Origin of the sequence: Microbacterium sp. Leaf320, assembly GCF_001423485.1 — a bacterium.
GTDB lineage: Bacteria > Actinomycetota > Actinomycetes > Actinomycetales > Microbacteriaceae > Microbacterium.
The window spans coordinates 464,738-489,034 of sequence record NZ_LMOD01000002.1 but is presented as its reverse complement, the minus strand read 5'-3'; the positions used below and the strand labels follow the sequence as shown (position 1 = coordinate 489,034).

Genomic DNA, 24,297 nt, shown 5'->3' with positions numbered 1-24,297 from the left:
TTTGTCCCCCATATGGGGGACAAAAGGGTCTCGGAGGGGTTAGGCTGGAATCTGACGCACCCTCCGGTCGTCTTTGGCCCTCATCGCTCCCCCCGCGGTGAGGGCCACACCATTTTTCGGGCACCACTCGTTGTCGAGACGAGTGCCGCGCGTGTGACCGATGATTACCGCTCATGCAACATTTGGGTTACGGGCTGACCTCGGGACTTCCGCTCAGCGCGTGCTCCACTAGCGTGGAGCACGTCGGGGCATCCTGCGTCGGCTTCTTTCCAGCAGAACAGGCAGTACATGAGCACCCAGGGCACGGTTAAGTGGTTCAACTCGGAGAAGGGCTTCGGCTTCATCTCCCCCGACGACGGCGGCGCTGACGTTTTCGCGCACTACTCCGCCATCGAGTCATCCGGCTACCGCTCTCTCGAAGAGAACCAGCGAGTCGAGTTCGACGTGGCGCAGGGCCCCAAGGGCCTGCAGGCTGAGAACATCCGTCCGCTCTGAGAGCGGACGTCCATAGAACTCCCTGACCGGGGATCCGCACTCGCTGCGACCTCCGGCAGGGAGTTCTGTGCTTTCCGGGGGCCGGCCTCGGCGGTCAGCTGAGCAGCAGTGCACGCAACTCGTCGGCAGATGCAGCGCGGAACGCGGCCTCGTCGCCTTCGTGTGCGTCGCTGAAGCCCCACTCGACGAAGATCACGGGCACGCCGTTCGCGTTGCCGCCCTCGACGTCGTGGTGGCGGTCCCCGATGAGCACCGGCCGTGACACGTCCGCACCTCGCTCGGCGAGCCGACGCAGGGCCTCGGCCACGATGTCGGTCTTCGATGCGAGGGTCGACTCGTCGGGAGTCGCACCGACCGTCGTGAGGAAGTACGGGCGCAGTTCGAAGAAGTCGATGATCGCGTCGACCTGGATCTCGGGCTTCGAGCTCGCGGTCGCCTGCGGCACACCGGCGGCGTGCAGGTCGCGGATGATCTCGGGCACGCCGGGGTAGGTGGCGACGTCGGTCGTGTAGCCGTCGGCCTTGCCGAGCGTCCGGTAGAACGCCACGGCCTCGGCGGACTGCTCGGGAGTCATTCCCGCCTGCGCCTGGAACGACTGGAACATCGGCGGGCCGATCCAGTGCACCAGCTCCTCGCGTGTCGGCGCCGGGTGCCCGAAGTGGGTGAGGGCGACATTCAGTCGACGGAGGATGCCGACCGACGCGTCGGCGATAGTGCCGTCGACGTCCCAGAGTACGCAGGAGTAGGGGGAAGAAGCCATGTCTTCCAGCCTATGGGCAATGCACGAGTCGACCGACCGCTATGAACATGTGTGCAGTTCGCCTCAGAAGAGGCGGGGGATGCCGGACTCGATGCCCTTCATGTCGTCGTAGTCGAGCACGAGACAGCGGATGCCGCGGTCCTCGGCCAGCACACGCGCCTGCGGCTTGATCTCCTGCGCGGCGAAGACGCCCTGCACGGGTGCGAGGTGAGGGTCGCGACCCAGCAGCTCGAGGTAGCGGGTGAGCTGCTCGACGCCGTCGATGTCGCCGCGGCGTTTGATCTCGACAGCGATGGCCGCGCCGTCGGCATCCCGCACGAGCAGGTCGACCGGGCCGATCGCCGTCGGGTACTCGCGACGCACCAGTGTCGCGCCGTCGGAGATGCGGTCGACCTGTTCCGCCAGCAGACGCTGCAGGTCGGCTTCGACGCCGTCCTTCTGCAGTCCGGGGTCGATGCCGAGGTCGTGGTTGGTGTCGTGCAGGATCTCGTAGATCTGCACGCGCAGAGCGTCGCCGGTCTTCTTGTGCGTGACGCGCCAGACCTCGGTGACTCCGGCGATGGACTCCTCTTCGCCCGGTTCCTCGGTGGCGAGCGTGCACGGCGGGCTCATCCAGTTCAGCGGCTTGTAGCTGCCGCCGTCGGAGTGCACGAGCAGACTCCCGTCTCCCTTGTGCACGAGCAGACGCGTGGCGAGCGGGAGATGGGCGTTGAGGCGGCCCGTGTAATCCACGGAGCAGCGGGCGATGACGAGACGCACCCGTCGAGCCTACTTCGTCGGGTCGACTCCTTCTGCTGACATCAGCATCAGCGCCGGAGTTTCCACATGCACCGTGGCCTCGCCGCCCGCGCGACTTCGCCGGACTGGATCCTGACATTCTGGGCGAGCAGGCCGAAGATGAGGAGATGAGCGTGTCGATCGAACTGGTGACGATGATCGTGACTGTCGCGTCCACGCTGCTCGGGCTGGCCGCGGGGTTCGGGTGGATGATCAGTCGGACGGATGCGCGTTTCGAGAGGTCCGAGCAACGCATGGATGCGCGGTTCGGCCACCTGGAGACGGATATCGCCGGAGTGAAGGCCGATCTCAGGGAGGTGAAGGCTGATCTCCGGGAGCTGAAGCTCGATGTCGTCCAGGTGAAGGTCGAGCTCGGCGAGGTGAAGCTCGATGTCGCCCAGGTGAAGACGGAGCTCGGAGAGGTGAAGATCGCCATCGCCCGGCTCGAAGGCCCGGCACCGCGCCTCCTCGTCGCCCGTTGATCTACGAGACCGACTTCACGGCGACGGGAGGCGTCGACATCTCGTCCTGGCGCAGCGGGCGGGCGGCGCCCGAGAACAGACCCGAGAGCACGACGAGGCCGACCAGGATGAACAGGGTGTTGAGCAGACCGATGTGCTCGCTGATGAAGCCGAGCACCGGCGGGCCACCCAGGAACGAGATGTAGCCGATCGTCGCCGCGGCGCTCACGCGGGCGGCCGCCTTGGCGGGGTCGTCCGCTGCAGCGGACATGCCGAGCGGGAAGCCGAGCGAAGCGCCGATGCCCCACAGCGCCGCACCCGCGAACACCAGCGGAAGGCTCGGCGCGAGGATGAACAGCAGGATGCCGGATGCCGCGGCGACCGCCAGAATGCGCAGCACCGCCACCCGGCCGAATCGGTCGACCAGTGGCCCACCGAAGACGCGCACGACCGTCATCGCGACCGAGAAGGTGGCGAGGGCGGCCGCGCCGAGTGCGGTTCCGCCACCGTGGTCTTCGGCGACCCCCAGGGCGAGCCAGTCGTTGGCGCCGCCCTCGGCGAAGGACATGCCGAGCATCACGACACCGATCGCATACGTGCGAGGTTCGCGCCAGGCCGACATGGCGACGTGCATCCGCTCGCGCCAGTGCGGCTTCTCGGCGTCGTCCTCGCTCGGGTCGAGCGCCTCCTGACGTCGGGGGACGCTGGCGATGCTGACGACACCGATCGCGGCGATCAGCACCGCGATCACGAGGGTGTGCGTGAAGACGTTGATCTGCAGCTGCGCGGCGAGGGCTCCGAGCCCGGCTCCGATGACCGTGCCGAAGCTGAAGAACGCGTGGAAGAGCGGGAGGATCGTCTTTCCCGAGTGCTGCTCGATCGCCGTGGCCTCGACGTTCATCATGACGTCGACGCATCCGTTGCCGAGGCCGAACAGCACCAGGCCGATGAGCACGACGGCATACGAGCCGAGCACATTGGCTCCGATGCCGATCAGCGCGACGCCGGACGCGAAGGTGAAGATCGACACCATCATGCCGAGGCGTGCGCCGGTGCGCGCCATGATCGCGGGACTGGTCGAGATTCCGATGATCGACGCGATTCCCGCGCCGAGCAGCAGCATGCCGACCTGTGCCTTGTCGACCTCGAGCGCGAGCTTGATGTCGGGGACGCGCGATGCCCAGGTGGCGATCGACAGACCGCTGGCGAGGAAGATCGCGAAGATCGCCGTGCGCCAGCGCACGTACTGCGATCGGGAGAGAGCCGTGTCCATGATCGACAGCATATCGAATCGATTCGATGGGAGGGAACCGGGGGAGCTATCCTCGGAGTATGACGAGTCACGAGACCACGCGCCGCGCGACGATCGCTGACGTCGCACGCGCGGCCGGCGTGGCGACGTCGACCGCATCCGTCGTCTTCAGCGGCAAGGCGAACGTGGCACCGGCCACTCGTGAGCGGGTGCTCGCGGTCGCTGCCGAACTCGGCTACGCCGGACCCGACCCGCGCGCTGCCTCGCTGCGCCGCGGACGCAGCGGCATCGTCGCCGTGGTGCTCGAAGGCCACCTGCGGGCGGCGTTCCTCGATCCGGTGACCACCGCCATGATGGACGGCCTCACAGACGGGATGGCCGACCTGAGCGCGGGCATCCTGCTCATGCGCGACGAGCCCGGCGATGACGGATCATCGCTGTCGAACGCGCCGGTCGATGCCGTCGTACTGATCGGCTGCTCCGGCCGCACCAAGGCCTCGCTCGACATCGTGCGCAGTCGTGGTCTGCCCGTCGTCGTGATCGAGGGCGATGCGGGCGAGGGGATTCCGAGGATCACCCTCGACAACGCCGCGGCGGCCGCCGATGTCGCCCGTCATCTGCGCGATCTGGGGCACCGCGACGTCGCCCTCGTCACTCTGCCGCTCGACACCGGACGCGAGCGAGGCCCCGTCACGCAGGAGCGCATCGACACCGCGACCGTCGACGTGACGATCGATCGCCTCGCCGGCATGCGCGAGATCTTCCCGGACGCACCGGCGATCTCGGCGGGCGGCAGCCTGATCGATGAGGGTCTTCTCGCCGGACGCATTCTGCTGGCGGATGCCGAGTCGCGGCCGACGGCCATCCTTGCCCAGAGCGACCTCATCGCGGTCGGGATCGTCCGCGCGGCGGAGGAAGTCGGACTCCGCGTGCCCGAAGACCTGTCGGTCGCGGGCTTCGACGGAATCGCTGCGGACGGCCTCGGCGATCTTGTGCTCACCACGAGCGTGCAGCCGGCCGTCGAGAAGGGGCGCGCGGCGGGCGAGCAGGTCGCCCGGATGCTCCGAGGCGAGCCCGGCCTGACGCTGCACCTCACCTGTCGGTTCCGCGAGGGCACGACGACGGCACCGCCCGCGCGCTGACCCTCAGCTGTGCGCAGGGCCGAGGGGCAGAGATGCGGCACCGAAGTCGAGGATCGAGTAACGGCCGCAGTCGATGACTCGGTCGGGAACGGCGGATTCCGGGAGGTCCCACTGCACGGTCTGGGAGTCTTCGACGAGGAACGAGACCTCGCCGACCTCGAAGTCGGTGCGATTCACGAGCCACGCGTATCCGTTGAGCCGATGATCGACCTGCACCAGCTGTGACGGATCGTCGAGGTGGAGCTTGGGGAGACGGACTGTCCAGAACTGCCCTGCCCCGATACGCCCGGAGGCATCCACCCACTCGGTGATGCACGCGAGGTCGCTGTCGGACTGCTGCGCGGCATCCGCGAGGCGAGGGATGCTCAGGCAACCGCCGACGAGGAGCAGCGCGCCGGCAGCCGCGGCCGCCCCTCGGCGCAGGCGCACAGGGAAGGTCACCACACGGGGCGCGGCGACGAGGGCGAGCAGCGGTGCGAAGACGACCGGCTGGAGGTAGCGCGCCGCGTGGGTGCCGAGAGCGATGGCGCCGACGACGACCAGCAGCGGCATCACCCAGGCCATGACGGCGACCAACCGCGAGCCGACGTCAGGCGCACGAACGGTGCGGACCACGGCGAGCGCGACGAGAGCCAGAGTCATCAGCGACGCCAGGACGCAGGGCGCTGTCGAGAGACGGTCGGCGAGCAGTCCGCCGTAGTAGGTGATCGATTCGAGCCAGAGCTCTGGCTTTGCGTATCCGGCTCCGGTGTTCGCGATCCATGCCGCGAACGGAATACGTGCGAGGAAGCCGAGTCCGGTCGCCCCGACGAGGATGGCCGACGAGGTGAGGATGCGGACCCGCCGGCCCGCGTCGAGGAGGGCGGCGACGCAGAGGACGAACATCAGTGGCACCGTTGCCCAGACGGCGAAGAGCGGGTTGGTGAGGGTCGAGACCAGAGCGACCGCGCCGAGGGCGACCGCGAGTCCGACGCCGCGTGCTCGTCGATCGAGCATCCGTCGCATGATGCCGACCGCAAGGATCACGGCGACGACCGTCGCCGAGTAGTAGGTGGTGGTCAGCTGCAGTGACGCGAGTTCGAGCGCGTCGCGCGAAGGGGACGTCTCGGTCATCGCCAGAGCGCCGAAAGCAGCGAGAGCGATGAGCGACCAGGCCACCGGAGCGGAACCCGGGCGGGACCGGCCCGCGACCAGGCGGATCGCCCCGTACAGGGCGAGCAGGTTCAGTGCCCCGCTCACCGCGAAGAGGCTGTTCACACCCAGGGGGAGAGCAGCGTCGAGAGCCGCGAAGCCGGCGGATTCGGGGAGGAAGAGCACGCTCGACATCGCCCAGTCGAGCTTCTCTGCGGAGAGCAGTGACCGGGCGACCAACGCGACGATCAGTGAGTCGCCGTCGCGGAACATCAGCTCGGCGCGGCCGGACGCCGCCACCGTGGCTGCGGTGATCAGCGAGACGGCGGCGGCCGCAGTCCACCCGGCCAGCTCTCGCGCCCATGCCCGTGTCACGGAGCTACTCTGCCACGGCCCGCGCACGTTCGAATGGCGTGAACGGCAGCATCCGGACTCGATTCACGACCATCTGCGCGATCCGAAAGGTTCGGTGACCCTGTGGCGTGGTCGGCACGCGGTCAGGACGAGGCCTGAGTCCTCAGATCCCAGATCTGCTCGAGAGGAGCTGTGCCTTCGTCTCCGTCGGCGTCGCGGAAGACCTCGACGAACCGGCCGATGTCGGCCTGCCAGGCGTGGTCGGCGGGGTCGTCCTTCAACGCGGCGACCGCGGCATCCCAGTCGTCGCAGTCGACGAGGTGGAACAGGCGGTGGCCCGACCGCCAGATCGTCCAGTCGTGGATGCCGATGCGAGCGAACGTCGCCGCGAGGGCGTCCGGGATGCGCGCGTGGTTCGTGCGATAGTCGTCGATCGCGCCGTCGCGGATCTCGGAGTGGAGGGCGATGCGCATGAAGAGGCCTCTCGTCAGTCCCGGGGGCGGAAGGAGATCGCGACGGGGGCCGCGGCGTCCGCCACTTCGACCAGGATCCCACCATCCACGCGCTCGGCCGCAACGGTGCGCTCGCCGATGCGGGCCGTGCGCTCGTCGAGGATTCGATCGGGGTCTGGCAGAAGAACGCGACCGCTCTGATCGATGACCGCGTGCACCGCGTCATCCGTGCGGGTCCAGCGGATCCACGGATCGTCCGAGGCCTGCATGCGTGGTTCAGGTCGAGCACCGAACACCGCATGTCCGTACCGGGCGTTCCAGGCGCCGATGCCCTCGAGCGTCCGGCGCTGCAGCTCGGGGATGCGCCCCGACGCCTCGAGTCCGATGTTCAGCAGCAGGTTGCCGCCACGCGATACGACATCGACGAGAAGGCGCACGGCCTCGTGCGCGGAGAGCAGGTGCTCGCTCGTCTCGTTGCGGTTGTGTCCGAACGACAGGCCGATGCCGCGCGTGTTCTCCCACGCCTCGCCGACTTCGACCGCCGTGCCGTGCACGTACTCGCTGGTGCGGAAGTCCCAGTGCGATTCGCCCCAGCGGTCGTTGACCACGCCGTCGGGAACGCGATCGTAGAACGTGCGGAACGCATGCGCGAGGCTCTTCGGCCCCGGTTCGATCCCTGCATCGGGCCAGCGGATGTCGCCCCACAGGATGTCTGGGCGATATCGGTCGATCAGGTCGATCACGTGATCATGTGCGTACTCGGCGTAGGCGAGGTCGTCGGGGGCAGGGTCGTCGTCGCGCTCGATGGGAGGAAGGCCCGAGAAATGCCAGTCGAGCCCGCCCGAGTAATAGACGCCGAAGCGGAGTCCGGCTGCGCGGGTGGCGTCCGCGAAGGCGCCGATCAGGTCCTGTTTCGGGCCGCGGGCGACGGTGTTGCGCCCGTCCGTTCCCGGCGCGTCCCACAGGGTCACGCCGTCGTGGTGCTTGGTCGTCGGGATGAAGTATCCGGCGCCCGTCGCTGCGACCACCGCGAGCACCTCGTCGGGGTCGAAGTCCTCGGCCTTCCATTCGTCGAGGAAGTCGTCATAGGGAGCGCCGCCGTGCACCTGCTCGTGGTGCGCATGCGCCGGGGAGCCTTCGATGCGCATCGTGTTGGCGTACCACTCCGCGTAGGGGTTGTGGGCGTACCACTCCTCCCTCGGCACCGCCCCGAGCTCGCCCGTCGGCTCAGCCCATGCGGGAACGGAATACGGCCCCCAATGCACGAAGATCCCGAGGGCTGCACCGCGGAACCACTCGGGCAGCGGTCGCTCGAACTCGCGATACGCCTCCGGACGAACGGGATCTGTCGTGAACATCGCCATGATCGTTACCTTCCCTCACACCCTTGTGAACTGTTTCGTCTATCACGTATCCTATAGGAAATCTTGAACTCAAAGGAGAGATTCGATGACGGACGCAGGCTTCCGACGGCCCACAGAGCGCATTCCCGGTGGGGAGTGGTTCAGCGGCGCGGGCTTCGGCATCTTCGTGCACTGGGACCAGGCGTCGCAGCAGGGGATCGAGATCTCCTGGCCGCTCGTCGGGCGCTCGATCATCCCGGGCACGGACGAGGTGGAGGACGCCGTGACCGTCGCCGAGTACCAGGCGACTGCGCCGACGTTCGACCCCACGGAGTGGGATGCCGCAGATCTCGCGCGACAGGCGCGCGAGGCCGGCGCCACCTACGTCGTCTTCACCGCCCGCCACCACGCGGGATACAACATGTTCTTCACGGAGCAGTCGGACTTCGGCGTCGAGCACGGCCCCTTCGGCCGCGACATCACGCGGGAGTTCGTCGATGCAGTTCGGGCTGAGGGGCTGAAAGTCGGCATCTATTACAGCCTCCCGGACTGGAACCACCCCGACTACCCGGCCTTCCGCGATGAGGATCTGCCCTACAAGCTCGAGCACTGGCCCGCCGCGGGCCTCGCCGAGTTCGCCGACACCCCCGATGCCACCGACCGCCACCGTCGGTCCTCTCCGGAGGAGTGGTCGCGCTACCTCGACTACGTGCGCGCCCAACTCACCGAACTGCTCACGAACTACGGACAGATCGACCTGCTCTGGTTCGACGGCGACTGGGAGCGCTCCGCCGTCGAGTGGACGGCGCCGGGCCTGCGCCGCCTCATCAAGGAGCTGCAGCCGGACGTCGTCATCAACGACCGCCTCCCCGGGCAGGGCGACTATCGCACCCCCGAGCAGGGCTTTCCCCTGAGCCCGCCCTCCGGGCCCTGGGAGCTGTGCCTCACGATCGGCGATCACTGGGCGTGGCGCAAGGGCCCCGACAACGAGAAGTCTGCACGGTCGCTGCTCGTCACCCTCATCGATGTGGTCGCCCGCGGAGGGAACCTGCTGCTCAACGTGGGCCCCGGGCCCGACGGCACGCTGCCGGCGGTCGAGCAGGAGCGGTTGCAGGAGTTCGCCGACTGGATGCAGGCGCACGCCGAATCCGTGATCGGCGCGGAACCCACCGAGGGCGTCGACTTCCACGGCCCTACGACCGCCCGGGCCGGACGCCTGTATCTGCATCTGACGGCGCTGCCCGTCGACGAGATCATCGTGCGGGGCCTGCCCGTGCGCCGCATCACTCGCGTGCATCGTCTCGCCGACGGCCTCGATCTCGCCCACGATGCGAGCTTCGAGGTGCACGAGGCCTCCACCGCGGGCGACGACCTCGGCGAGCTGCGCATCGTCGCATCCGAACCGAGCGGCGCCCTGATCGACGTGATCGCCATCGACTTCTCCGAGTGACCAGAGCAACCGAACACCAGAGCAATACCCCCTCACCCATCGCATCGAATCAGCATCCAATGAAGGAGGCAGACAGAATGAATGCACTCTCATCCCGACGCGCGAAGCGGGTCATCCTGACCGGCGTCGCGGGCCTCACCGCCATCACCCTCGCCGGCTGTGCCGGCGGATCGGGCGGAGGCGGCGAAGCCGGCGGCCCGCTCGTGCTCTACACCTGGGCCGCCAGCGAGGGCGACCAGGCCCAGTGGGCCGACTTCATCTCGGGTGCGCAGGCCGAGGATCCCGATCTCGACATCACGGTCGAGGGCCCGAGCTTCGCCGACTACTGGACCAAGGTGAAGACCCGCCTGAGCGGATCGAACCCGCCCTGCCTGCTCACCACCCAGGCTGCCCGGGCGCAGGAGCTCGGCGATCTGCTGATGCCCCTCGACGACCTGATCGAGAAGAGCGGCTTCGACATCGAGAACATCGATGCGTCGATGCTCAGCGGCATGACCGTCGACGGCACGATCCGCGCCATCCCCTACGACGCCGAGCCGATCGTGCTCTTCTACAACGTCGAGGCGTTCCAGGCCGCGGGTCTCGAGCTGCCGGGCACCGAGTACAGCCGCGATCAGTTCATCTCCGACGCCAAAGCCCTCACCGACGGAGAGAAGAAGGGCCTCGCGCTCGCTCCCGGCATCTTCATCCCCAACGCCTGGTCACTCGCCGACGGGGTGCCCGCGGTCACCGAAGACGGAGAGCTCGACCTGACGAACTCCGATTTCGTCGACCAGATGCAGAGCTTCTTCGACCTCGTGTCGGTCGAACAGGTCGCCAAGGCGCCTGAGGCCGCCGACGGCTCCGAGGTCTCGCAGCAGGCGTTCACCTCGGGAGAGGTGCCGATGCTGATCGAGGGGCCGTGGATGTACGGCAGCTTCGCCGACGCCGCCGACTTCACACTCGGCGTCACGATCGTCCCGTCGACAAGCGGCGAGGCGGCCGCGATGACGGCAGGGTCGGGCTTCGGCATCGCTGCGAACTGCGACCGCCCAGACGAGGCCTTCGCCGCGATCGAGGCGCTGACGTCGGTGTCGGTGCAGGAGAAGCAGGCCGAGGCCCGCGGCATCGTCCCCGCGCGCATCGAGGCGCTGCCTGCCTGGGCCGAGGGTAAGACAGAGGGCGCCGCCGAGGTGGTCGAGGCTCTGCTCGCCGACGCGACCCCGCAGCGCACGACCCCGACCTGGAACCAGGTCGAGACCCTGATGACCCAGTACGGAGTGCAGGGCTACCGGGGTGAGCTGACGGCTGCGGAGATCATGGAGACGATCCAGAACTCGGTCGCGGGCTGAGCGGATGGCGATCATGAGCGAGCGGAGAGAGGCCACGGCCTCCTCTTCGATGCCCGGCGCGGCGGGGGTGCCCTTCGGCTCTCCCGCCCCGCGGGTTCCGAGGCCGCCGCGCCGACGCGGCAACGGCTGGGTGGCGGTCGCCTTCCTCGCCCCGGGGATGATCGGGTTCGTCCTCTTCACCCTCACGCCGCTGTTCGGGTCGGCATTCATCAGCCTGTTCGACTGGAAGCTGTTCGGCAGCCCCGACTTCATCGGGTTCGAGAACTACATCAAACTGTTCCGCGACCCGACGTTCTACACGGTGCTCGGCAACACGCTGATCTTCGCGATCGTCTACACCGCGCTGAACCTCGTCGTCGCCCTCACCATCTCGCTGTGGCTCAGCACGCGCATGAAGGCGGCAGGGGCCTGGAGGGTCATCTTCTTCCTGCCCGTCATCACTCCGATGGTGGCGAACGCCCTTGTGTGGCGTCTTCTGCTCTCGCAGGACGGCCTCGTCAACTCGATGCTCGCGACGGTCGGCATCGACGGCCCCAACTGGCTGTCCGACTCGGCCTGGGCGCTGCCCTCAGTGATCGCGATGTCGGTGTGGCAGTCGTTCGGCTACAACGTGATCGTCCTGTCGGCAGGTCTCAGCGCCATCCCGAAGGAGCTGCTCGAGGCGTCCCGTATCGACGGCACATCGGCCTGGCAGCGTCTGCGGTTCATCATCCTGCCGCTGCTGTCGCCGTCTCTGTTCTTCTGCTCGACGATGACGATGATCGGCGCCTTCCAGGTGTTCGTGCAGCCGCTGTTCCTCACCCAGGGAGGACCGGGTGAGAGCACCAACACCTTCGTGCTGTACCTCTATCGCAACGGCTTCGTCTTCGATCGGCTCGGCTATGCATCCGCTCTCGCGTGGATCCTCTTCCTCGTGGTGATGCTCATCACCGCCTTGCAGTTCGTCGGCCAGCGCAGGTGGGTGAACTATGAGTGAGGTCGTGAGTCTGCCTCGTCGAGCGAGTCAGCGCCGGGACTCGATCAAGGAGTGGCTGAACACCGCAGCCATCGCCGTGGTCGCGCTGATCTTCGCGTTCCCGTTCATCTGGATGTTCCTCACCGCTCTCAAGCCTGAGAACGAGGTCTTCACGGCGACACCGCAGATCTTCGGCTCGGAGATCCGCTGGGCCAACTTCGTCGAGGCGTGGACGGTCGTGCCCTTCGGCCGGTTCATCCTCAACGGCCTTCTCGTCGCGATCCTCGGCGCCGCGCTCTCGGTGATCGTCGCAGTGCTGTCGGCGTACGCCTTCTCGCGGCTGCGCTTCAAGTACCGCGACAAGCTCTTCCTGCTGTTCGTGCTCACGCTCGTGCTGCCCCAGGAGGTGCTGGTCGTCCCCCTGTTCATCATGATCAACAGCTGGGGGTGGAACGACAGCTATGCGGCCCTCATCATCCCGTTCGCGTTCACCGCGTTCGGCACCTTCCTGATGCGCCAGTTCTTCCTCACCATCCCGATGGAGTACGAGGAAGCGGCGCTGATCGACGGTGCGTCGCGCCTCCGCACCCTGTGGTCGGTGCTGCTTCCGCAGCTCGTCGCGCCGCTGAGCGTGCTCGCGGTGTTCTCGTTCATCGGCTACTGGAACTCGTACCTGTGGCCGCTGATCATCATCAACACGCAGGACATGGCCACCGTGCCCCTCGGGCTCGGCATGTTCACCGGTCAGTTCGGCACGCAGTGGTCGCTGCTGATGGCCGCGTCGACGCTGGCCGTCATCCCCTCGTTGATCCTCGTGCTGCTGCTGCAGAGGCAGCTCATCAAGGGAGTCACCCTGGGCGGACTCGGAGGACGCTGATGACCACGACACACCACACCACCCGGGGCCTCCTCGAGGTCACGGCGGATGCCACGGCAGGCAGCCGCATCGTGCACGCCGAGGCGCAGCTGTGCGACCTGCCGGTCGAGACCGAGCGGACGGATGCTCTGCAGACGTTCGTCAAGCAGGAGACCATCCTCGTGCGGCTGCGCACTGCGGACGGCACCGAGGGCACCGGATACAGCTACACGATCGGCACCGGCGGAGGGGCGGTGCTCAGCCTGCTGCGCGAGACGCTGCTGCCCGCGCTGATCGGGCTCGAGGCCGAGCGCCCCGAAGCACTGTGGCTCGCACTGTTCGGCATCACGCGCGCCACGACGGTGGGGCCGGTCACCGCGCTCGCGCTCGCCGCGGTCGACACCGCGGTGTGGGATGCGAAGACCCGCCGAGCCGGCCTGCCGTTGTGGGTCGCAGCGGGTGGAGCCTCACCGTCCGTCCCGGTGTACGACACCGAGGGCGGGTGGCTGCATTTCCGTACCGACGAGCTGGTCGCGCACGCGGTCGACGCGAAGGAACGCGGCATGGGCGGCGTCAAGATCAAGGTCGGGATGCCGCGTGGCCACCAGGACCTCGAGCGCCTGCGCGCCGTGCGAGACGCCGTCGGACCGGGCATGGACATCATGGTCGATGCGAATCAGTCGTTCACGGTCGCTGAGGCCGTGCGGCGAGCGCGGCTGTTCGAGCAGGTCGATGTCTTCTGGTTCGAGGAGCCGCTGCCGGCGGAGGACATCGAGGGCCACCGTCTGCTCGCCCGCTCGACCTCGGTGCCGATCGCGGTCGGGGAGAGCATGTACTCGCTCGGCCACTTCCGCGAGCACCTGCAACGAGGTGGGGCATCGATCGTGCAGGCCGACGTCGCACGGGTCGGTGGCATCACACCGTGGCTCAAGATCGCACATCTGGCCGAGTCGTTCAACGCCCCCGTCGCCCCGCACTTCCTCATGGAGCTGCACGTGTCACTCGTCTGCGCGATCCCCAACGCGCTGTACCTCGAGCACATCCCGCAGCTGCGGGCGGTCACGACCGGCGAGATCCGCATCGAGGACGGGCGCGGCTGGGCGCCGACCGAGGCAGGGCTCGGAATCGCGTGGGACGACGACGCTCTGGCTCGGCTGATCGTGTCATGAGCGCCGTGGTCTCCGCCGGTTCGCAGCCCGTCGCGATCGGGCGGGCGGGGCTCTCCGCTCCGCCCATCGCGTACGGAGCCGCAGCCCTCGGCAACCTCTACCAGGCGCTCGGCGAGGAGGACTGGCCGACGATCGTGCCCGCAGCGTGGGCGGGCGGTGTGCGGTACTTCGATGTCGCGCCGCACTATGGTCTCGGGCTCGCCGAGCGCCGGCTGGGCGAGGGTCTGCGCGACCTGCCGCGCGACGAGGTCATCGTCTCGACCAAGGTCGGGCGACTGCTGGTGCCGCAGGATGCCGGGGGCCGCACCGACATGGAGAACCTGTTCGACGTTCCCGCCGATCACCGTCGCGTGCGCGACTACTCGCGTGACGGTGTGCTGCGCTCGATCGAGCAGTCTCTCGAGCGTCTCGGCCTCGACCGCATCGACATCGCCCTCGTGCACGACCCGGATGACCACGAGCGGGACGCACTCGAGGGAGCGTTCCCCGCGCTGAGCGAGCTGCGCGACCAAGGCGTCATCCGCTCGTTCGGCGCCGGCATGAATCAGAGCAGGATGCTCTCGCTATTCGTGCGGGAGACGGATGCCGACGTGATGATGATCGCCGGGCGCTGGACGCTGCTGGATCAGTCGGCGGCGGTCGACCTGCTCCCCGCGGCCGAAGAGCGCGACGTCACGGTGCTCGCTGCCGCCGTGTTCAACTCGGGGATCCTCGCGACGGACGCTCCGGGGCAGGACTCCACGTTCGACTACGGCCCCGCGGGCCGCTCGGTGGTCGAACGGGCGCAGGCGATCGCGCGCGTCGCGCATCGCTATGGACGGACGCTCCCGGAGCTGGCCGCCCAGTACCCGTTGACGCACTCGTCAGTCGGGGCCGTCGTGATGGGCGGCGCGAGCGCCGAGCAGGTCGCACGGAACAGCGGGCTCGTCGCTCGACATGTCGGAAACGAGGTGTGGGGCGAACTCCGGGAACGGGGCCTGATCAGCCACGAAGTCGCCCCCGCGCGGCAGGCCGTTGGCCGAGAAGGGCACCCCGTACGATGAGACTCATGTTCGGCGACGACGAGGCACGCGGACCGCGGCCGCTCCCGGCGCGACGCGCCCTCGTCGATGACGTGTACGACGCGGTGCTCGGCCTTCTCATGGACCGGGTCATCGAACCCGGCGCCCGAGTGAACATCGATGCGGTCGCTCGCGATCTCGATGTCTCGCCGACACCTGTGCGAGAGGCCCTCACGCGCCTCGAGTCCGAGGGACTCGTCGCGAAGCGGGCGCTCAAAGGCTACGTCGCGGCCCCTCTGCTCGACGAGGCAGGTCTTCGCGACCTCTACGACATGCGCGAGCTGCTCGAACCGGAGGCCGCGCGTCGCGCGTCGACCCATCTCGACGACGACACCGAGAGCGAACTCGCCGAATCCGTCGTGCAGATGCGTGCCGCATCCGCCCCCGATGAGGACGAGAGCTTCCGCAACTACCGTCGGTTCATCGACGAGGACCTGCACTTCCACCACCTGATCGCCGAGCATGCGCAGAGCCCGCTGCTCTCGGAGGCCATCGTGCGACTGCGCTCGCACATGCACCTCTACCGACTGAACTTCCGCCACGACTTCGAGGACGACACGGTCAACGAGCACGAGGGCATCCTCGACGCCCTGCGCAGACGAGACGCAGACGCTGCTGCCGAGGCGATGCGCGCTCACATCGAGAATTCGTACGACCGGCTCGGCCCCGCGCTCGCGCGGCGGGCGGAGAACGCATCCGAATGATCTGATTTCCGGATTCGGAGCGCGCAAAGTGCCCGAAAATCCGGGGGAAGTCGACCATTTGCGCCATCCGCGACGGACATCATCGGCCCGAAAGCGCGGAATATCAAGGTAAACTCGATATCGACACCCGCCCGCCCGCCTGCGCCGCCCCCCGGCCGACGAGCTTTGAGGAGCCGCGTATATGCTGACGCTCCTCGCCGTGTTCCTCCTCGGGTCGATCCTGATGCCCGTGCTGGTGCGATGGCTGGGGTCTCAGGCATTCGTGATCGCGGCTCTCATTCCCGCAGCGGCATTCGTCCATGCGCTGGTGCTCACCCCCCAGGTGCTCGACGGGCCCACGCCATTCGTGTCGGTCGAGTGGATCCCGCAGCTCGGGCTCAACCTGTCTATGAACATGGACGTGCTCGGCTGGGTGCTCACCCTGATCGTCACGGGCGTCGGTGCTCTCGTTCTGCTCTACTGCCGCTGGTACTTCCACGACGACTCGGCGGGGATCGGCCAGTTCGCGGCCGTCCTGCTCGGGTTCGCCGGCGCGATGTACGGTCTCGTCCTGACCGACGACCTGGTCATGCTCGTCATGTTCTGGGAGGTGACGAGCATCCTCTCGTACCTCCTGATCGGGCACTACCGGCGCCGTGCGGCCAGCCGACGCGCGGCCCTGCAGGCGCTCCTGGTCACCACCCTCGGCGGCCTCGTCATGTTCGTCGGTGTCGTGCTGCTCGTGGTCGATGCCGGCACCTCCAGCATCCGCGAGATCCTCGAGCTCGCCCCCACCGGTCCCATCGTCGACGCCGCAGTGGTGATGCTCCTGGTCGGAGCCATCAGCAAATCGGCGATCTTCCCGTTCCACTTCTGGCTGCCGGGAGCCATGGCTGCGCCGACGCCGGTGAGCGCCTACCTGCACGCGGCGGCCATGGTGAAGGCGGGCATCTACCTGATCGCGCGCTTCGCACCGATCTTCGCGTTCACCGGGCCCTGGCGACCGATCATCATCTCGCTGGGGATCGTGACGATGCTCATCGGCGGCATCCAGGCACTTCGCGAGACCGACCTCAAGCGCATCCTCGCCTTCGGCACCGTGAGCCAGCTCGGGTTCTTCTCGATCGTGATCGGCTACGGCACGCAGGCGAGCGCCCTGGCGGGGCTCGCGCTCGTGATCGGACACGCGCTGTTCAAGTCGGCACTGTTCCTGATCGTCGGCGTGATCGACCGTCAGCTGTCGACCCGTGACATCGATGAGCTGAGCGGTGTGGGTCGTCAGGCCCCTGTCATGGCGACCGCGGCATTCATCTCGGTCGCCTCGATGGCCGGCATCGCTCCGACCATCGGGTTCGTCGCGAAGGAGTCGACGCTCACCGCACTCCTCGACGACGCCATGCACGGATCCCCCTGGGGTCTCGTCGCGATCATCGGCGTCAGCCTCGGTTCCATTCTCACTGCGGCATATGGCATCCGCTTCCTCTGGGGAGCCTTCTGGAAGAAGCGCGATGCCGTCGGCGACCGCCTGCCGGACACCGCCTGGCCCGACCCGCCTGTCGGCTTCCTCTCGGCGCCGATCATCCTCGCCGGAATCACGATCGCCGCCGGTATCGGCGCACCCGCGCTCGACACCGCCCTGCAGGGCTACGCACTCACGGCGACCCCCGGTCTCGATGCGGAGGGCGTGGCCGCGGAGGGGCCCGGACACCTTGCGCTCTGGCACGGGCTGGAGCCCGCGCTCGGCATCTCGATCCTCTCGATCCTCCTCGGCGCGGGGCTCTTCCTGCTCACCGTGCGCACCGGGTGGGACCGCAAGGCGCGCCTCATCCGGTTCACCGCTGCGGACGTCTACTACCTGGTGATGCGCGGCATCGACCGCCTCTCGGTGCTCAGCACGACACTGACCCAGCGAGGCTCCCTCCCCGTCTACGTCGGCACGATCTTCGTCGTGTTCGTGGCGGCCGAGATCACGGCCCTGCTGGCGAGCGACATCGACCGTTTCCAGCTCTCCGCCTGGCATACGCCCGCCCAGGTGGTCGTCGCGCCGATGATGGCGGCAGCCGCCGTCATGGCCGTGCGCGCGCAGAAGCGCTACACCGGTGTCGTGCTCGTCTCCATCACCGGTCTCGGCATGGTCGTGCTGTTCGCGACGAGCGGCGCCCCCGACCTGGCGCTCACGCAGATCCTCGTCGAGACGGTGACCATGGTCACGTTCGCCCTCGTGCTCCGCCGCCTGCCGGCGCGGATGGGTGAGCACAATGCATCCGTCGGTCGCATCCCCCGGGCTCTCCTCGGTGTCGGGGTGGGCCTCACGATGGCTCTGGTCGCGATCGTGGCGACGCAGTCGCGCGTCTCCGACCCCATCTCCGAGGCCTTCCCCAAGCTCGCGTACGAGATCGGCCACGGCAAGAACGTCGTCAACGTCGCGCTCGTCGACCTCCGCGGATGGGACACGATGGGCGAGCTCTCGGTGCTCGTGCTGGCCGCCACCGGAGTCGCCTCTCTGGTCTTCGTCACGCACCGGGCCGACATGCTCTCGGCGACGAAGACGCTGCCGAAGGCCCGCCGTCGTCGCACCCTCAGCCGCCCCCTCGTCGAGACGACCGAGGGCGTGCGCTTCCAGACCTCCGAGAACGAGAGCAGCCCTCGCGCCTGGCTCGTCGGCGGTCAGAAGATGAAGCCCGAGAATCGGTCGATCCTCCTCGAGGTGATCGTCCGCATCCTGTTCCACACCATCATCGTCGTGTCGATCTTCCTGCTGTTCTCCGGGCACAACCTCCCGGGTGGCGGCTTCGCAGGCGGACTCGTCGCCGGAATGGCGCTCGTCATGCGATACGTCGCCGGCGGACGCTGGGAGCTCGGAGCGGCTGCGCCCACGGATGCCGGTCGACTTCTCGGCACCGGCCTCATCCTCGCCGTCGGAACCGCCGTCGTACCGCTGTTCTTCGGCATGGCCCCGCTCACCAGCACGTTCTGGGAGTGGGAGATCCCGGGCATCGGCCACATGGAGTTCGTCACGTCGACGATCTTCGACATCGGCGTCTACCTCGTCGTCATCGGGCTCGTGCTCGATGTGCTGCGCAGCCTCGGCGCCGAGGTCGACCGTCAGGCGCAGGAGTTCCGTGAGCGGGGGGTGACCATCTGATGGATGTCTCCCTGACCCTGATCGTGATCATGGCCGTGCTGTTCGCCTGCGGTGTCTACGCGATGCTCGAGCGCAGCCTCACCCGCGTGCTGATCGGATTCCTCCTGCTCGGCAACGCCACGAACATCCTGCTGCTCATCGTGATGGGCGTCCCGGGCAACGCGCCCTTCTTCGGCACCGAAGGCGAGCTCAGCGATCCGCTCCCGCAGGCGCTCACGCTCACGGCCATCGTCATCACGTTCGCCGTCTCGGCGTTCCTGCTCGCCCTCATCTACCGCTCCTGGCAGCTGGGTCAGGCCGATACCGTCGAGGACGACGAGGCTGACATCGCGCTCCGCGAGCGCACCGATGCCGACGAGGATCTCATGGACGACGAGGCCGACGCCGCCGACGACGAGGCCACCACCGACTTCGTCGGCGTGCAGACCTCGCCGATCACGGTGCTGCACATGCGCGACCACCCTGCGATCCACGATGATGCGCCCACAGACCGTCCGACCGCCCCTCGGTCCGACCCGGAGGCGGAGGCGGATGCGGATGCCGCGGCATCCACTCTCGCCCACGAATCGGCTCCGCCCGAGGACGACGACGAGAACGGTGCTCCAGGCGACACGACAGACGGGGAGGACCGCCCATGAGCGCCCTCGTCCCGCTGCTCGTCGCGCTGCCGTTGCTCGGCGCCGCGGTCACGCTGATCTTCGGCCGCAACCCCCGACTTCAGGCCTTCGTCACGGTCGCGACCCTGGCGATCGTCTCGGTCATCGCCGCGGTGCTGCTGGTGGTCGTCGACGCCGGTGAGCCGCTCGCGGTCTCGGTCGGCGGGTGGCCGGTGCCGTTCGGCATCGTCCTCTACGTCGACCGGCTCGCCGCCCTCCTGGTGCTCATCTCGAGCATCGTGCTGCTCGCCGTGCTGCTCTTCTCGATCGGTCAGGGTGCGGCAGACGGCACCGACGAGACACCGATCTCGATCTTCAACCCGTCGTACCTGATCCTCGCCGCCGGAATCTTCAACGCGTTCATCGCGGGCGACCTCTTCAACCTGTACGTCGGATTCGAGATCCTGCTCGTCGCGTCATACGTGCTGATCACATTGGGCAGCACCGAGTCCCGCATCCGCACCGGCGCCGTCTACATCGTCGTGTCGCTGGTCTCGTCGATCCTGTTCCTCGCCTCGATCGCGATGATCTACGGGGCTCTCGGCACCGTGAACATGGCGCAGATCGCCGAGCGGATGACCGAGCTGCCGCAAGAGACGCAGCTCGTCCTCCACCTCATGCTGGTTGTCGCGTTCGGCATCAAGGCCGCCATCTTCCCCGTGTCCTTCTGGCTGCCCGACTCGTATCCGACGGCCCCGGCTCCGGTCACCGCGGTCTTCGCCGGCTTGCTGACGAAGGTCGGCGTGTACGCGCTGATCCGCACCGAGACGCAGCTGTTCGCCGACAACAGCATCGACACCCTGCTGCTGATCATCGCGCTCGCGACCATGATCGTGGGAGTGCTCGGTGCCGTCGCTCAGGCGGAGCTCAAGCGAATCCTGTCGTTCACGCTGGTGAGTCACGTGGGCTACATGATCTTCGGTCTCGCGATAGCGACGCCTGCAGCGATCGGCGCGACGGTGTACTACATCGTCCACCACATCATCGTGCAGACGACGTTGTTCCTCGCCGTCGGCCTCATCGAGCGTCGCGCAGGCAGCACGTCGATCCTCAGGGTGAAGGGACTGCTCAAGGTCGCGCCCGTGATCGCGGTGCTCTACTTCATCCCGGCGATCAACCTCGGCGGCCTGCCTCCGTTCTCCGGGTTCATCGGCAAGTTCGCGCTGTTCGAGGCCGCGGCATCCGTCGGAACACCGCTGATGATCGTGCTGATCTTCGGGGGAATCGTCACGTCGCTCCTCACTCTCTACGCGCTGATGCGCGCCTGGAACCTCGCGTTCTGGCGCGAGGAGGAGGACTCCGCCGAGACCGAGGGACGCATCTCGTACCTGGGCAACGCCCCGGCGGCGGACGAGCAGCAGGAGCGTCGCCGCATCCCGAGGATCATGACCGTCGCGACAGCCGGCATGGTCGGGGTCACTCTGGCACTGACCGTCTTCGCCGGCCCGCTCTACGCGCTGTGCGACCGCATCGGTGAAGCTCTGCTCGACCCGGTGAGCCTCATCCAGCTGGAAGACGAGGTCGAGGGATGAGCCCCACCGAGACCGGCCGTCACTTCTGGCGTGACATCCGCGTGCAGCTTCCGTTCCTCGCGTGGCTCGTCGTGCTGTGGATGCTGCTGTGGGCGCAGTTCACGGTGCTCGCCTTCCTGTCAGGGCTCGTCGTCGCGGTGTTCGTCACCCGCGTCTTCCGGCTGCCGACGGTCGAGCTCTCCGGGCGGATCAACGTCTGGTACGCCGTGCTCCTGGTCGTGCAGTTCCTGTTCGCGGTGCTGCGGGGAGCGCTCGCGGTGACCGTGCAGGTGTTCGACTTCCGGCGTCAGCCCGGGGCCGCGATCATCGCCGTGCCGCTGAAGTACGCGGACGACCTCATGATGACGCACGTGTCGGTCGTGTCGTCGCTCGTTCCCGGGTCTCTCGTCGTCGAAGCCGATCGCGACCGTCAGGTGCTGTATCTGCACGTGATCGGCGTGCGCAGCCTGGCCGACGTCGAGAAGCAGCGGGAGGGTGTGCTCCGCTGGGAGCGCAGGGTCGTGCGTGCGCTCGGCGCCCCCGAGCAGTACCGTGCCCTCAAGGCCGACGAGCGCGCGGCGCGTGCCGGCGATGCCGGTCCTGCCGGCGGAGCGAAGAAGGGCGGTGTGCGATGACCATCCTGCTTCTGGCGATCATGGTCGTGTTCGGCCTCGCGGCCATCCTGACGATCATCCGGATCGTGCGCGGCCCGTCGATCCTCGACCGTGCGGTCGCCTCCGATGTGCTGCTCACCGAGGTCATGTGCGTGCTCGGCGCCGAGATGGCGATCAACGGGCACACCCGCAACATCCCGGTGCTGCTCATCATCGCCGCGGTGGGCGTCTTCGGGTCGATCTCGGTCGCCCGGTTCGTCGCCAGAAGGGACAACACGACGCCATGAACGTATTCGGCCTCAGCATCCCCGACGGCGTCATCGACGTCGCCGTTCTCGTGCTCATCCTGCTCGGTGCCCTGCTCTGCCTCTCGGCCGCCGTCGGACTGCTGCGCTTCCGCGACGTGCCGTCTCGACTGCATGCCGCCACCAAACCCCAGGTGCTGGGGCTCATCCTGATCTGTCTCGCGATCGCGCTGTCGCTGCGCACGGTGGGCGGGATCCTCGTCGGTCTCGCCCTCGTCGCCCCGATCGTGCTCATGCAGTTCGCCACCGCCCCGTTGTCTGCGCATATCGTGGGACGGCAGGCCTATCGCAACGGCACGACCGACGAGCGCAGCCTCGTCGTCGACGAGCTCGCGGAATCGAAGCAGACTCCTCCCGGCGCGGGCTGAGGGGGTACAGAGGGGGGGACGATGTCAGCACCGCAGGGGTGGTACGACGCGGGTACGCCGGGTCTTCAGCGCTGGTGGGACGGCGTGCAGTGGACCGCGCATGAGCGAGCGGCGGCACCGGCGACGCTGTCGATGGGCTGGTATCCGGTGCCGGGCACGACGGACGTCCGCTGGTGGGACGGCGTGATGTGGACGCCGTATCGCGTTCGCGCCGGCAAGCCGCGGCCCGACTGGCTGGCCGTCGAGCCGCCGGCCATGGGAGTGGTCCTCGGCATCCTGTTCTTCGTGCTCGGGATGCTGCAGCTGTTCGCGGCGCTGGTGACGCAGAATCCCGGAAACTTCATCTTCCCCGCGCTGCTTCTGTCGGTGGCGGTGGTCTGGATCGTCGGCGCCGTGTACTCGCACGGCGTGCGCAAGCTTCCCGCTCCGCAGTCGGCCCCGGTGGTAGACGCGGTCGTGCAGCCGCTGCCCGGTGAGGTCGACGGGCCCGATGCCGGGTGGTATCCGATGACGAGGCAGGTCAGCCGCTGGTGGACCGGTTCCCGGTGGAGCTGGTACATCGGCACGAAGTTCGGGCCTCGACCCGGGCACGCCGGGCCTCGCGGCTACCTCACGTCGATGATCGTCGGATGGTGTGTGGCCGGGCTCGCTGTGATCGGTGCGATCGTCGCGGTGGTGGGAAGCGTCATGGAGCAGAGCCCCATCACTGTGGTCATGATCGTGTTCGGCGTCTTCATCGCCCTGATCATGGGCGGCCTGGGCGCTTTCGCCCTTCTGCTGACGCGGGCGCGCCGCAACGCTCTCCTCCTTCCGGCGACACCTCCGCCGGTGCGCTGAGGCATCCGCCGCGCGGCGGGGTGGGCTGGGGCGAGTGCCGATGCCGGGCCGGGCCGGTGTCGGGCCGCCGCGGTTCACAATTCAGCATGAGCGTGTGGGGATGCACTTGCACGGGGCAATACCACCGCCTGCACGAATTTCATGCTGAATAGTGAACGACGACGAACGGTGCCACTTCTCCTGCACCGAACTCTGCTCCGGCGAGCCGTCCCCCATCGCGGGGAAGGCGCACACAGATGGCCCTCGCCTTCCGCACACTTCTGCGATGGGGAAGAACGACAAGACCGTCGCGCAGCGCACGGACGACACCTATTCGCACACAGTCTTCACTCGATCGGACCTGCTGCAGACGGGGATGACGGGGCGTCAGATAGCCGAGTCGGTCGCGCGAGGAGAGCTCCTGCGCGTGCGTCGCGATCGATACGCACTGGACTCGACGCACCGGGACGTCGTCGACGCGGTCCGCATCGGCGGTCGGGTGTCCTGCTTGTCGCTGCTCGCCCTGCTGGGCGTCTTCGTGTTCCGCTGCCGCGAGCTGCATGTGCTCGTGACTCCCGGCTCGTCTCGACTGCGTGTCACCAAGGACAGACAAGTCGTGCTCCATTGGAAGGTGCTGACGAGCGTGAGCGGCAGCGTGCACGCGGCTCCGTTGATCGATGCCGTCGCGCACTCCGTGCTCTGCCAGGCTCCGCGCGAGGCGCTCGCCACACTCGACAGCGTCGTTCATCAGGGACTCCTGACTCTCGACGAGCTGACCACGATGTTCGCGGCCCTTCCTCTGCGATTCCGCCCTCTGCGCGCACTCGTCGATCCATCTGCCGATTCGGGCCCGGAGACGTTCATGCGACTGCTGCTGCGGACGATGGGCGTCGCATACGTGACGCAGGTCTACCTCGAGGGAGTTGGATACGTCGACTTCGTGGTGGACGGATGGCTGATCATCGAGTGCGACAGCAAGGAGTTCCACGAGGGGTGGGAGAAACAGGTACAGGATCGCGAGCGCGACATCGCCGCGGCCCGGCTCGGCTATGTGACCGTCCGGCCCCTCGCGAAGGACATCCTCAACGACCAGGCGTCCGTGCGGGAGGCGCTCGAGCAGATCATCGCCGTACTCGGACCGAGGTTCAGTGATCTGCGTCGTTCACGACTCAGCACGAACCGCGGCTGAGCGCCCAAGATGCGCGGACTC

The 24,297-nt window shown here is 67.8% G+C and carries 24 protein-coding genes; 18 read left to right on the top strand and 6 right to left on the bottom strand.

Going from position 1 to position 24,297, the window contains the following annotated elements:
- Nucleotides 1-288: 288 nt before the first annotated feature.
- Nucleotides 289-495: a cold-shock protein gene (locus ASF63_RS07160; RefSeq protein ID WP_042540947.1), complete on the top strand. Its 207-nt coding sequence runs from the start codon at nt 289-291 to the stop codon at nt 493-495.
- Between the two features lie 94 nt (nt 496-589).
- On the opposite strand, the gene ASF63_RS07155 is transcribed toward ASF63_RS07160, so the two are convergent.
- Both ASF63_RS07155 and nucS read right to left on the bottom strand, forming a co-directional pair.
- The gene (locus tag ASF63_RS07155; protein ID WP_056511361.1) at nt 590-1,255 is read right to left on the bottom strand and encodes an HAD hydrolase-like protein; all 666 of its coding nucleotides are present in this window, start codon (nt 1,253-1,255) and stop codon (nt 590-592) included.
- A 63-nt stretch (nt 1,256-1,318) separates the two neighbouring features.
- Nucleotides 1,319-2,014, bottom strand: a complete 696-nt coding sequence (nucS, locus tag ASF63_RS07150; protein WP_056511357.1) for an endonuclease NucS — start codon at nt 2,012-2,014, stop codon at nt 1,319-1,321.
- A gap of 152 nt (nt 2,015-2,166) precedes the next feature.
- Here nucS and ASF63_RS07145 point away from each other — a divergent pair, with 152 nt between their 5' ends.
- Nucleotides 2,167-2,514 (top strand): hypothetical protein, encoded by a 348-nt coding sequence (locus ASF63_RS07145; protein WP_157534265.1) that lies wholly within the window; start codon nt 2,167-2,169, stop codon nt 2,512-2,514.
- A gap of 1 nt (nt 2,515) precedes the next feature.
- On the opposite strand, the gene ASF63_RS07140 is transcribed toward ASF63_RS07145, so the two are convergent.
- Nucleotides 2,516-3,766: an MFS transporter gene (locus ASF63_RS07140; protein WP_082478005.1), complete on the bottom strand. Its 1,251-nt coding sequence runs from the start codon at nt 3,764-3,766 to the stop codon at nt 2,516-2,518.
- Nucleotides 3,767-3,825: 59 nt separating this feature from the next.
- On the opposite strand from ASF63_RS07140, the gene ASF63_RS07135 reads away from it, so the two are divergent.
- Nucleotides 3,826-4,887 carry a LacI family DNA-binding transcriptional regulator gene (locus ASF63_RS07135; protein WP_056511352.1) on the top strand — a complete coding sequence of 354 codons (1,062 nt, stop codon included), beginning with the start codon at nt 3,826-3,828 and terminating at the stop codon, nt 4,885-4,887.
- Between the two features lie 3 nt (nt 4,888-4,890).
- Here the strand turns inward: ASF63_RS07135 and ASF63_RS07130 are convergent, their stop codons facing one another.
- The 3 genes from ASF63_RS07130 to ASF63_RS07120 all read right to left on the bottom strand — a co-directional run bounded on the left by ASF63_RS07130 (nt 4,891) and on the right by ASF63_RS07120 (nt 8,188).
- Nucleotides 4,891-6,393, bottom strand: a complete 1,503-nt coding sequence (locus ASF63_RS07130) for a hypothetical protein (RefSeq protein WP_056511347.1) — start codon at nt 6,391-6,393, stop codon at nt 4,891-4,893.
- 122 nt (nt 6,394-6,515) lie between these two features.
- The gene (locus tag ASF63_RS07125; protein WP_056511344.1) at nt 6,516-6,845 is read right to left on the bottom strand and encodes an L-rhamnose mutarotase; all 330 of its coding nucleotides are present in this window, start codon (nt 6,843-6,845) and stop codon (nt 6,516-6,518) included.
- 14 nt (nt 6,846-6,859) lie between these two features.
- Complete coding sequence (locus ASF63_RS07120; protein WP_056511341.1) at nt 6,860-8,188, bottom strand: alpha-L-fucosidase; 1,329 nt, start codon at nt 8,186-8,188, stop codon at nt 6,860-6,862.
- Between the two features lie 85 nt (nt 8,189-8,273).
- Between ASF63_RS07120 and ASF63_RS07115 the strand changes: the two genes are divergently transcribed.
- The 15 genes from ASF63_RS07115 (at nt 8,274) to ASF63_RS07045 (ending at nt 24,276) form a co-directional block, all read left to right on the top strand.
- On the top strand, nt 8,274-9,617 hold the full coding sequence (locus ASF63_RS07115) for an alpha-L-fucosidase (RefSeq protein ID WP_056511337.1): 1,344 nt from the start codon (nt 8,274-8,276) through the stop codon (nt 9,615-9,617).
- 77 nt (nt 9,618-9,694) lie between these two features.
- Nucleotides 9,695-10,948: an ABC transporter substrate-binding protein gene (locus ASF63_RS07110; protein ID WP_235560726.1), complete on the top strand. Its 1,254-nt coding sequence runs from the start codon at nt 9,695-9,697 to the stop codon at nt 10,946-10,948.
- A gap of 13 nt (nt 10,949-10,961) precedes the next feature.
- Nucleotides 10,962-11,924: a carbohydrate ABC transporter permease gene (locus tag ASF63_RS07105; RefSeq protein ID WP_235560725.1), complete on the top strand. Its 963-nt coding sequence runs from the start codon at nt 10,962-10,964 to the stop codon at nt 11,922-11,924.
- Nucleotides 11,917-12,780, top strand: coding sequence for a carbohydrate ABC transporter permease (locus ASF63_RS07100; RefSeq protein ID WP_056511331.1), 864 nt, complete (start codon nt 11,917-11,919; stop codon nt 12,778-12,780). The genes ASF63_RS07105 and ASF63_RS07100 overlap by 8 nt, the downstream gene beginning before the upstream one ends.
- Nucleotides 12,780-13,928 carry a mandelate racemase/muconate lactonizing enzyme family protein gene (locus ASF63_RS07095; protein WP_082477909.1) on the top strand — a complete coding sequence of 383 codons (1,149 nt, stop codon included), beginning with the start codon at nt 12,780-12,782 and terminating at the stop codon, nt 13,926-13,928. Before ASF63_RS07100 ends, ASF63_RS07095 begins: the two co-directional genes overlap by 1 nt.
- Entirely contained in the window at nt 13,925-14,971 is a 1,047-nt protein-coding gene (locus ASF63_RS07090; protein ID WP_056511329.1) for an aldo/keto reductase, read from the top strand. Before ASF63_RS07095 ends, ASF63_RS07090 begins: the two co-directional genes overlap by 4 nt.
- A gap of 5 nt (nt 14,972-14,976) precedes the next feature.
- Complete coding sequence (locus tag ASF63_RS07085) at nt 14,977-15,693, top strand: GntR family transcriptional regulator (protein ID WP_056511326.1); 717 nt, start codon at nt 14,977-14,979, stop codon at nt 15,691-15,693.
- Nucleotides 15,694-15,874: 181 nt separating this feature from the next.
- Nucleotides 15,875-18,817: a Na+/H+ antiporter subunit A gene (locus ASF63_RS07080; RefSeq protein ID WP_056511323.1), complete on the top strand. Its 2,943-nt coding sequence runs from the start codon at nt 15,875-15,877 to the stop codon at nt 18,815-18,817.
- Nucleotides 18,817-19,455, top strand: a complete 639-nt coding sequence (locus ASF63_RS07075) for a Na(+)/H(+) antiporter subunit C (protein ID WP_082477907.1) — start codon at nt 18,817-18,819, stop codon at nt 19,453-19,455. The genes ASF63_RS07080 and ASF63_RS07075 overlap by 1 nt, the downstream gene beginning before the upstream one ends.
- Nucleotides 19,452-21,005, top strand: a complete 1,554-nt coding sequence (locus ASF63_RS07070; RefSeq protein ID WP_056511320.1) for a Na+/H+ antiporter subunit D — start codon at nt 19,452-19,454, stop codon at nt 21,003-21,005. The genes ASF63_RS07075 and ASF63_RS07070 overlap by 4 nt, the downstream gene beginning before the upstream one ends.
- Nucleotides 21,002-21,619: a Na+/H+ antiporter subunit E gene (locus ASF63_RS07065; protein ID WP_056511316.1), complete on the top strand. Its 618-nt coding sequence runs from the start codon at nt 21,002-21,004 to the stop codon at nt 21,617-21,619. The genes ASF63_RS07070 and ASF63_RS07065 overlap by 4 nt, the downstream gene beginning before the upstream one ends.
- A complete protein-coding gene (locus tag ASF63_RS07060) occupies nt 21,616-21,885 on the top strand; it encodes a monovalent cation/H+ antiporter complex subunit F (protein WP_056511313.1) in 270 nt (89 codons plus the stop codon). The genes ASF63_RS07065 and ASF63_RS07060 overlap by 4 nt, the downstream gene beginning before the upstream one ends.
- Complete coding sequence (gene mnhG, locus ASF63_RS07055) at nt 21,882-22,271, top strand: monovalent cation/H(+) antiporter subunit G (RefSeq protein ID WP_056511310.1); 390 nt, start codon at nt 21,882-21,884, stop codon at nt 22,269-22,271. The genes ASF63_RS07060 and mnhG overlap by 4 nt, the downstream gene beginning before the upstream one ends.
- A gap of 21 nt (nt 22,272-22,292) precedes the next feature.
- Nucleotides 22,293-23,108 (top strand): DUF2510 domain-containing protein, encoded by an 816-nt coding sequence (locus ASF63_RS19315; protein ID WP_056511307.1) that lies wholly within the window; start codon nt 22,293-22,295, stop codon nt 23,106-23,108.
- Nucleotides 23,109-23,373: 265 nt separating this feature from the next.
- The gene (locus tag ASF63_RS07045) at nt 23,374-24,276 is read left to right on the top strand and encodes a hypothetical protein (RefSeq protein ID WP_056511302.1); all 903 of its coding nucleotides are present in this window, start codon (nt 23,374-23,376) and stop codon (nt 24,274-24,276) included.
- Nucleotides 24,277-24,297: the final 21 nt, after the last annotated feature.

Coding starts and splice junctions, on each gene's coding strand:
- ASF63_RS07160 (WP_042540947.1), top strand. CDS start 289: ATGAGCACCCAGGGCACGGTTAAGTGGTTCAACTCGGAGAAGGGCTTC.
- ASF63_RS07155 (WP_056511361.1), bottom strand. CDS start 1,255: ATGGCTTCTTCCCCCTACTCCTGCGTACTCTGGGACGTCGACGGCACT.
- ASF63_RS07140 (WP_082478005.1), bottom strand. CDS start 3,766: ATGGACACGGCTCTCTCCCGATCGCAGTACGTGCGCTGGCGCACGGCG.
- ASF63_RS07135 (WP_056511352.1), top strand. CDS start 3,826: ATGACGAGTCACGAGACCACGCGCCGCGCGACGATCGCTGACGTCGCA.
- ASF63_RS07125 (WP_056511344.1), bottom strand. CDS start 6,845: ATGCGCATCGCCCTCCACTCCGAGATCCGCGACGGCGCGATCGACGAC.
- ASF63_RS07120 (WP_056511341.1), bottom strand. CDS start 8,188: ATGGCGATGTTCACGACAGATCCCGTTCGTCCGGAGGCGTATCGCGAG.
- ASF63_RS07115 (WP_056511337.1), top strand. CDS start 8,274: ATGACGGACGCAGGCTTCCGACGGCCCACAGAGCGCATTCCCGGTGGG.
- ASF63_RS07110 (WP_235560726.1), top strand. CDS start 9,695: ATGAATGCACTCTCATCCCGACGCGCGAAGCGGGTCATCCTGACCGGC.
- ASF63_RS07105 (WP_235560725.1), top strand. CDS start 10,962: ATGAGCGAGCGGAGAGAGGCCACGGCCTCCTCTTCGATGCCCGGCGCG.
- ASF63_RS07100 (WP_056511331.1), top strand. CDS start 11,917: ATGAGTGAGGTCGTGAGTCTGCCTCGTCGAGCGAGTCAGCGCCGGGAC.
- ASF63_RS07095 (WP_082477909.1), top strand. CDS start 12,780: ATGACCACGACACACCACACCACCCGGGGCCTCCTCGAGGTCACGGCG.
- ASF63_RS07090 (WP_056511329.1), top strand. CDS start 13,925: ATGAGCGCCGTGGTCTCCGCCGGTTCGCAGCCCGTCGCGATCGGGCGG.
- ASF63_RS07085 (WP_056511326.1), top strand. CDS start 14,977: ATGTTCGGCGACGACGAGGCACGCGGACCGCGGCCGCTCCCGGCGCGA.
- ASF63_RS07080 (WP_056511323.1), top strand. CDS start 15,875: ATGCTGACGCTCCTCGCCGTGTTCCTCCTCGGGTCGATCCTGATGCCC.
- ASF63_RS07075 (WP_082477907.1), top strand. CDS start 18,817: ATGGATGTCTCCCTGACCCTGATCGTGATCATGGCCGTGCTGTTCGCC.
- ASF63_RS07070 (WP_056511320.1), top strand. CDS start 19,452: ATGAGCGCCCTCGTCCCGCTGCTCGTCGCGCTGCCGTTGCTCGGCGCC.
- ASF63_RS07065 (WP_056511316.1), top strand. CDS start 21,002: ATGAGCCCCACCGAGACCGGCCGTCACTTCTGGCGTGACATCCGCGTG.
- ASF63_RS07060 (WP_056511313.1), top strand. CDS start 21,616: ATGACCATCCTGCTTCTGGCGATCATGGTCGTGTTCGGCCTCGCGGCC.
- mnhG (WP_056511310.1), top strand. CDS start 21,882: ATGAACGTATTCGGCCTCAGCATCCCCGACGGCGTCATCGACGTCGCC.
- ASF63_RS19315 (WP_056511307.1), top strand. CDS start 22,293: ATGTCAGCACCGCAGGGGTGGTACGACGCGGGTACGCCGGGTCTTCAG.
- ASF63_RS07045 (WP_056511302.1), top strand. CDS start 23,374: ATGGGGAAGAACGACAAGACCGTCGCGCAGCGCACGGACGACACCTAT.